Below are 7,304 nucleotides of genomic sequence, written 5' to 3'. Positions count from 1 at the left end.
TTGCTAAAAAAATTACGGTCGGCATTGAGATCTCTTCAAGAGAATAAAGATCGAATAAAATCGTTTTTCTTATTGCCTGAGACGAAATACGCAGCCGGTGTATAGCAATACTCAGTCCGGATAACTTATTAGGGCGCTATACCTTTGGTCCCGCCCCGATCATCGTGGTCGACGGCACCGGCATCGTGACCGCCGCCGGAGGCGACTCCGGCAACCCGGTTACCTTCACCAGCCAGAGCACCAACGTCTGTACCAGCGGCGGCACCAACGGCAGCACCATCACGGGTCTGGCCGCCGGCACCTGCACCATCGTCGCCGATCAGGTCGGCGACGACAACTACAATCCTGCCCCACCGGCAATCCAGATCTTCAGCATCGGCAAAGCGAATCAAATCGTTACGATCGCCCCCTGTCCGAACATCGTGGTCGGCGGTACTTGCATCCTGTCCGCCACTGGCGGCGGCTCCAACAACCCGATCATTTTCGACAGTATGACCCCCGGTATCTGCGCTTGCAGTGGTACCAACGGCAGCACCCTTACCGGCCTCGCCGCCGGGATCTGCGATGTGAGTGCATACCAAGCCGGCAATGACGATTACGACGCAGGTGGAGGGCACTTGGACGTCATTGTCACTGGAACCTGTCTGGCGGACCCCCTGACCATCAACGGAGCCACCTTCGGCCCCGGCACACACACGCGGGCCTCCCAAACCAGCATCGCCACGCAGGGCAGCGTGATGGTGCAAACCGGAGCGAACGTTACCTTCCGTGCCCCGTTCCACCGCTATAGGCCGGGTCTGCGTGTCGCCACCGGCGCCGTCTTCCGCGCCCAGACCGGGGCAGTCGCGTGCAGCGCCGCGGCCCGCACTCCGGCCCCTGCCGCCCCATCCGCCTCCGCGTCCGCAGCCGGGGCGGCGGTTGCAACGGCGCCGGCTGCCGCGCCATTGCCCTTCACCGGCATGGACGCCCTGCCCCCATGGATCCAGGAGCGGCTTGCCGCCCGCGGCATCGACCGCCAAGCCATGGCGCAGGCCCTGCTCGACCCGCAGGGTCAGTGGTTGCTGTTTGAGACCCCCCAGGGTATCAACCCCGCCGACCGCAACGGGACCAGCGACATCTATCGTCTTGACCTGCTCGACGAGCGTCTCGCCCTGCTCAGCCGTGCGCCGTCCGGCGCGGCCGGCAATGGCCCCAGCCGCTACCCCGCCGCCGATGCCCTCGGCGACTGGGTTGTTTTCCAGAGCGAAGCCAATGACCTGGTGTCGGACGACGATAACGGCGTGAGTGACATCTTCCTGCACGAAGTGCCCTTCCGGACGACGCGGCGTCTTACCGCCACCGCTGCTGACCAGGCATCGGCCCACCCGGCTCTCGACGCGGCCGGTCAGGACCTGCTCTACGACCGGCAGCACCGTGACGGCCGACGGCAGATCGTTGCCGACACATTGTGGGGAGGCGTCCCCGCCGTGCCCCTCGGCCTGACCCGGGACGGCACCGGCATTGCTGTAGACAGCCATCACCCCGCCATCAGTGCCGACGGGCGTTTCGTGGCGTACCTGACCGGCAAGACTGGCGGCGGCGGGACCAGTACCTGTCGGATCCACCTCGGTGATCGAGACAGCGACCGCTCCGAAGAACTGCCCTGTCCCGCCGAAGTAGAGGCCGCGAGCGACGCGGTACGACCGCATTTCAGCGCGGACGGCGCCCAGCTCCAGTGGTACTTTCCCGGTGAGGATATTCCAGTGCAGGTTTACAATCCGTTGCTGACCGTTCCAGTCGGCGTTGTACCTTAAAGATGGCCCCACTCCTCACCAAGGGCGCGCGATGGCGGAGGTTTGACCGAAGCCGTGTTCGCAGGCCACTATCCGCTCTTGGAGACATGGATATGTGTCGGTATCTCATTGGCCTGAACCTGTCCCACGTAGAGATCACCGAGGAACTCGGCAGCCCTGTTCGTGGTGGTCTTGGTCCTGGTTCAGGCCAGCCGAAGCGCCACCCGGCAGGAGTCCAAGACTGAAGCCCTGGACTCCGATAGACTATCGCTGGTCGGAACGCCGGCCAAGGCCCGACGTGCTTGCCAGCATCGCCTGACTGGATTGTGCCGCATCGTCTATCAACCCGCGGGCCTATACCGGTCTGCAGCGTCCAGCGGGTGCTATTCTTGGGGTTTGATGTCCATGACGGCGTGATCCGTCGGGAGGCAAGTTGTGCTTCGAGGCCTACCGCAGATCGTAAACCGCCCGTTTGTTCGAAACGTCATCGCCGTCGCAGGCGGAACTGCGGCGTCTCAAGCCATTGCGCGAATTCCGGGGACAGTTTACTTGATTCCCAGGACGGAGCAAGATGTGCTCGGAGTAGAGAATAGGCAGACGGATGCTTTTTGGTCGAGGTTCTCACAGCAGCATGGCAAGCCTTCCGAGGGTGGGTGGCGCCGGGATTCCCACCACGTGATACAGCGGGGCAATAAACACCATCTCAGCCAAGCGGGGTCGGGAGCGCACCTGATGTTGATCGAGTATCGCCAAGTGGCCTGCGATAGCGACAACCAGCGAGTCCATCGCCAGGTTCGCGACGAGCAATGACTTGCTCGTGTTATCGAACGCCATGGTCGCGGAACCGTCGACCGGAATCGAACTGCCGGCGGGGCCGCTGATGCGCGTGATCTCGGCACCGTCCGCATCGAGTATCGCGATCTGGTTCGTACCGGCGAGCGAGACGTAGAGCCGGCCCGACTTGCCGAATACCAGGCTGTCCGGCACCTCGGAGTTCGGGAAGGTCGCGCACAGTTCGATCTCCGGGGGAATTGGCTGGTCCACGAGTGGGATACGGTAGGCCGAGGCGCGCATCCGCCACGCCTTCCGGGTAACCGCCGTTGCAGCCGGGCTGTCCGGCTTTGGCAGGCTCTGAAGCAATTGAACCGGCGCGGGCCGGAGGACCATCCATGACGCGAAGCCCTGTAAGCCAGACGACCATTGCGACCCCTGTCACCCTGGCCGGTGCTGGTCTGCATACCGGGCGCAGGGCGCGCGTCACGCTCCGTCCGGCAAGGGCGGGCAGCGGCGTTCGCTTCCGGCGGACCGATGGCCGGGGTGGCGCCATGGAAGTGGCGGCGCTCTGGAGCAACCGGGTGCCGGCGGTGCTCTGTACGGCGCTGCGTTGCCCCGACGGAAGCCTGCTGCGGACGGTCGAACATCTGCTTGCGAGCCTGTCCGCATTCGGGCTCGACAATGTGCTGGTGGACATCGAAGGTGAAGAACTTCCGATCTTTGACGGCAGCGCGCTGCCCTGGTGCCGGGCACTCGAAGCAGCGGGTCGTGTCGCCTTGGCAGTGCCGCGCCAGGCCATCCGCGTGCTGGAACCGGTGGAGTTCGTGGCCGAGCGCCGTTGTCTGCGCATCGCGCCGGCCAGCCACTTCTCGATCGCCGTCACCATGGATCTGCGCGATTTTGGCGCGCTGCATTGGGACGGCGCGCCGGACGCCGAAATCTTCACGACGGAACTGGCGCCGGCACGTAGCTTCGGTCGGCCCCAATGGGCGCTGCCGGCGATGCTGTTCGGCCTGTTGCGACGGCAGCCGATCTTGCGTGGGGCGCGGCCGAACAACGTGGCGCTGCTGTGGGGTAACCGGATCCTGGGTGGCGCCCGCGTGCCGCAGGAGCCGGTGCGACATCGCGTACTGGACCTGCTCGGCGATTTGGCCCTCGCCGGTGCCCCAATCATCGGCCGGGTCACCGCGCTGCGCCCTGGGCATGACTTCAACCATGCCCTGGTCGAGCGACTGATGAGCCGCCCCCACGCCTTTGAACGGATCACGCTGAATTTTGACGGGGTGGCCGGTTTCCACGCCGGGGCCGCGGGGCCGGGCGGCGTCCGGCCCTGATCCATCGCGCTTCCCGGCCTCGCACCGCGTCGGCGGCGGCCGTCAAGCGGTGCCGAGATACCGGTGCGCGGACGCCAACCAGTCGGCGGTGTAGGGGTTGTCGAAGCGGCGATGGAGCGCCTCGATGTCACCGATCAACAGGCGCGCCAGTTCACGGGCGATCTGATCCGGCAAACTGGGGTAGTCGCGGGCAAAAATCTTCTGTGATGCGAGGCCGGAGAGGTGGCGGTCCGCGCGATCGACACCGAGGAACGCAAAGATGGTCTTGAGCAACGTTTCGGGGCTGTCGCGGATCTCTTCAAAAAATCGGATGCACATCTGTTCCGGCGAATAGTGTCTTGCCCAGTTCTGCAGGTTGGTGACATATTGCGAATGACGCAGGTGTTTGGACTGCTGCAGGAATCGCAACAGGGTTTGCTCATCGACGGCCTGCACTCCCTGAAAACCGAAGCGCTCGCTATGATACATGGCGACCTGCGACCACATGCGCTCGATCGGATTGCGCAGCAAATAGATGATCTTGATCGTCGGCAAGAGCCGGTGGATCGCGGCGATCCTGCGTTCGGGCAGCGGCGCGTACTGGGGGGCCACCTCTCCGGCAAGCTGCCCGTCACCGGGTGAGAACAGCGAGGCGTACCAGTGATCGGTGCGCGGCTGGAGATAGCAGCGCCGATACCAGGCCGCGTGTTGCGGCTGGGCCTTGGCTTTCCGATAGGCGGCCCCGATCCGCCTGATGACCCAGTGACGGTCGCCGCGGTTGGGGGCAAAGGCGCAGAGCACAAAAGGGATCGGCGGAAGATCAAAATAATGGATTTCCTTCTCCGGGGGCAGCCAAATCCCGGAATGGACCCGCAAGTTGCGGTCGAGCCAGGTGGTACCGGCTTTCTGGGCGCCGATGACGAGAAAATTGGGAAGCATCGCGGGACTGTGATCGAGGCCGTGGCGGACAGCGCAGGTGACGGACGGGAAATTCATCCACCCGAGACTGGATATGACCCTGATCTTAGCCGCGCTGGAGGTGCCGGGCAAGTCGGGTGAAGAGCGAGGCGGTAGCGGTGCATGCCTACGCGCCGATGACTAGGCGCCCGCCGAGTGTATGTCCTCTGCATCCATCGCCGCCATGCGCTGGTCCACCAGCCGAACGATCGCACCCAACTGGGCGTCAGCGGCCATCACCGAGAGCTGGTCGACGAAGGTCCGCTCCTCCGGCCGATCCCGCCGCAAATCGATCCAGTCCTCCACTTCAAACAGGCTGCCCTCGTGAGCCGCCTGGCGCAGGGTGAGCAGATCGGCCATTGTCATCGGTCCGGCGGCGGGCGCCGACGCCGGCGCCGGCGCCGGGGACGGGGACGGCGGGGTCGAGGCGACTCGGCGCTGCGTCTGCCAGACGAGGTGCAGCCCTTCGCCCAGGACCCGGGTGAGTGCTTCAATCCGCAGGGGCTTGAGCAACTCGGCATCAAAGGACCAGGCCGAGGACTGCCGCCGGGACGGGTCGGCCGGTGTGGCGGAGAGCAGAATCACCGGGAGGGCGGGGCAGCTGGACTTGAGACCGGCGAGGATCTCCCAGCCGTCCCCGTCGCCCAGGTATTGATCCACGATCGCCGCATCCAGTCGGTGTTCCTCCGCCAGGCGCAAGGCCCGGGAGACGCCTTCCGCCAACAGGCAATCGAACCCCATGCCGGTCAGCAGGTCCTGCAAGAAGACCCGGTTCTCGGGTACGTCGTCGACGACCAGCAGAGTCCGCACGCTTCCCTCGTAGCCAAAAGGGGCGGCCAAGGTGGCGGGGGGCGGCACCTCGGACTCATCGGCCAGCGGCACCGTCAGGATAAACGAAAAGGTCGCGCCCTCGCCGGGACGGCTCTTGAGGCTCAGCTCGCCGCCCATCAGTCGCACCAGTTGGCGGGCGATGGCAAGTCCGAGCCCGGTGGAGCCGGCGTCCGAACGGCTATGTTCAAAGGGAAGAAAGACCCGTTCCTGGTCCTCCGGCGCGATACCTGGTCCGGTGTCGCTCACCGCGAACCGCAGTTGCGCCACGCGACCCGCGGTCTTGCCGACGACCGACAGGGTCACGCGACCGCCATAGGTCATGCGGCAGGCATTGCTCAGCAGATTCATCAGGACCGAGTGCAGGCGCTCCCCATCCAGGACCGCGACCGGGATCTCCAGATCGAGATCGAGATCGAGAATGAACCGGTTGGCATTGCGTGCGGCAAGTCCCTCCGCCTGCTCGGCCGCCTGTTGGATCTGGAGATGCAGAAAGGTCGGTTTGGCGTTCAATTCCAGGCGTCCTTCCTCGCCCCGGGCAAATTGCAGCAACTCATCAATGAGACTCAGCATCTTCTGGCCGCTGACCGCGATCAGTTCCAGATAGCGCTTCAGCGCACCGCTGGGACCCTCGCGTTGGGCAAGCTCCAGATATCCGGACAAGGTATGAAGCGGGGTCCGCAGATCATGCGATACCCGCGCGAGGAACATGCCCTTGGCCCGGTTGGCCCGGTGGGCGGCATCGCGGGCCGCGGCGAGCTCGGCCAGATTGGTGAGTTGCGTGGCGCGCGATTCACGCAACTGCTCCATCTGGGCCATCAGCAGCAGGTTGGACATCAGCACTCCGGCCAGGGGGAGCAGCCACAAGTCGATGCCATAGAACGCGGGCCACCAGCCGATCAGGACACCGATCCGCAGGACGGTCACAACATAGAACAGACCGAAACTGGCCAGTGCGTAGCTGGCCGGCCGGAAACCATGGCGCCAGGCCGTCAGCGAAAACAGCGGCAAGGTCACGGAATACACCAGCGCGATGCCTTGCATCAGCGGCATGCCGATCCGGTAATCCAGGGTGAAGACCGCGATCAGCGCCAGGAGCGTGGCGAGCGGCAACCCCCACAGGAAACGCCAGGCCCCATGAAGCCCGCGCGTGGGGATGAAGTTCAGGATGGCGACCCGTGCCGCGTCGGACCCGGTGACGGTCAGGTCGGCAATGATCCGATACGTGGCGCCGTCCAGCGCATAGGTGATGCATGTCGAAAAGATTATCGCCGACCAGCAGCCACTGAAAGTCACGGCCGGCGACGGCGCCGACTTCGTGGTCATCAGCGCCGAGGATTGGGAGCGCGAGCAGGAAACGCTCTATGTCCTGCAAGACCGCTCACTGATGGCCCAGATCGCCCGCTCCGCTGCTACGCACGCCGCTGGCACCGGTCACCGACCACCACAAGAGCAGTTGGCGGAGGACATCGGTGCGCTCGATCGTCTTTGAGGGCGATACTTGGGAGCGTTAGGAGGCGTTGCGGGACCGGGACAAGCAATTGCATTGGGGGTGTCGACGCAGGCGCCTTATCGTACGCGATTGACGTCTTGGTCCCGGTTCCGGCCACGCGGCATCGTCGGTGGACAAGCGCAGCGCCGTCCACCAGCGGCGGCGCGG

6 protein-coding genes are annotated in these 7,304 nt (G+C 64.8%); 3 read left to right on the top strand and 3 right to left on the bottom strand.

Features of this window, described 5'->3' with window-relative positions; translation table 11 throughout:
- Positions 1-164: 164 nt before the first annotated feature.
- Positions 165-1,793: a hypothetical protein gene (locus QZY03_RS13250; protein WP_295581744.1), complete on the top strand. Its 1,629-nt coding sequence runs from the start codon at positions 165-167 to the stop codon at positions 1,791-1,793.
- 600 nt (positions 1,794-2,393) lie between these two features.
- On the opposite strand, the gene QZY03_RS13245 is transcribed toward QZY03_RS13250, so the two are convergent.
- Positions 2,394-2,846, bottom strand: a complete 453-nt coding sequence (locus QZY03_RS13245) for a hypothetical protein (RefSeq protein WP_295581742.1) — start codon at positions 2,844-2,846, stop codon at positions 2,394-2,396.
- 95 nt (positions 2,847-2,941) lie between these two features.
- Here QZY03_RS13245 and lpxC point away from each other — a divergent pair, with 95 nt between their 5' ends.
- Positions 2,942-3,880 (top strand): UDP-3-O-acyl-N-acetylglucosamine deacetylase, encoded by a 939-nt coding sequence (lpxC, locus tag QZY03_RS13240; protein ID WP_295581740.1) that lies wholly within the window; start codon positions 2,942-2,944, stop codon positions 3,878-3,880.
- 42 nt (positions 3,881-3,922) lie between these two features.
- On the opposite strand, the gene QZY03_RS13235 is transcribed toward lpxC, so the two are convergent.
- Positions 3,923-4,798, bottom strand: coding sequence for a sulfotransferase (locus QZY03_RS13235; protein WP_295581738.1), 876 nt, complete (start codon positions 4,796-4,798; stop codon positions 3,923-3,925).
- 159 nt (positions 4,799-4,957) lie between these two features.
- Positions 4,958-6,970, bottom strand: a complete 2,013-nt coding sequence (locus QZY03_RS13230) for a hybrid sensor histidine kinase/response regulator (protein WP_295581736.1) — start codon at positions 6,968-6,970, stop codon at positions 4,958-4,960.
- On the opposite strand from QZY03_RS13230, the gene QZY03_RS13225 reads away from it, so the two are divergent.
- The gene (locus QZY03_RS13225) at positions 6,894-7,136 is read left to right on the top strand and encodes a prevent-host-death protein (RefSeq protein WP_295581734.1); all 243 of its coding nucleotides are present in this window, start codon (positions 6,894-6,896) and stop codon (positions 7,134-7,136) included. The two genes, QZY03_RS13230 and QZY03_RS13225, sit on opposite strands and share 77 nt — an antisense overlap.
- Positions 7,137-7,304 lie beyond the last annotated feature (168 nt).

Source organism: uncultured Lamprocystis sp. (genome assembly GCF_903933125.1).
GTDB lineage: Bacteria > Pseudomonadota > Gammaproteobacteria > Chromatiales > Chromatiaceae > Thiodictyon.
This window is presented reverse-complemented; position numbering and strand designations above follow the sequence as displayed.

Bases quoted from the DNA above. Each gene is read 5' to 3' on its own strand.
- QZY03_RS13245 (WP_295581742.1), bottom strand. From the start codon at position 2,846: ATGCGCGCCTCGGCCTACCGTATCCCACTCGTGGACCAGCCAATTCCC.
- QZY03_RS13235 (WP_295581738.1), bottom strand. From the start codon at position 4,798: ATGCTTCCCAATTTTCTCGTCATCGGCGCCCAGAAAGCCGGTACCACC.
- lpxC (WP_295581740.1), top strand. From the start codon at position 2,942: ATGACGCGAAGCCCTGTAAGCCAGACGACCATTGCGACCCCTGTCACC.
- QZY03_RS13230 (WP_295581736.1), bottom strand. From the start codon at position 6,970: ATGACCACGAAGTCGGCGCCGTCGCCGGCCGTGACTTTCAGTGGCTGC.
- QZY03_RS13225 (WP_295581734.1), top strand. From the start codon at position 6,894: ATGCATGTCGAAAAGATTATCGCCGACCAGCAGCCACTGAAAGTCACG.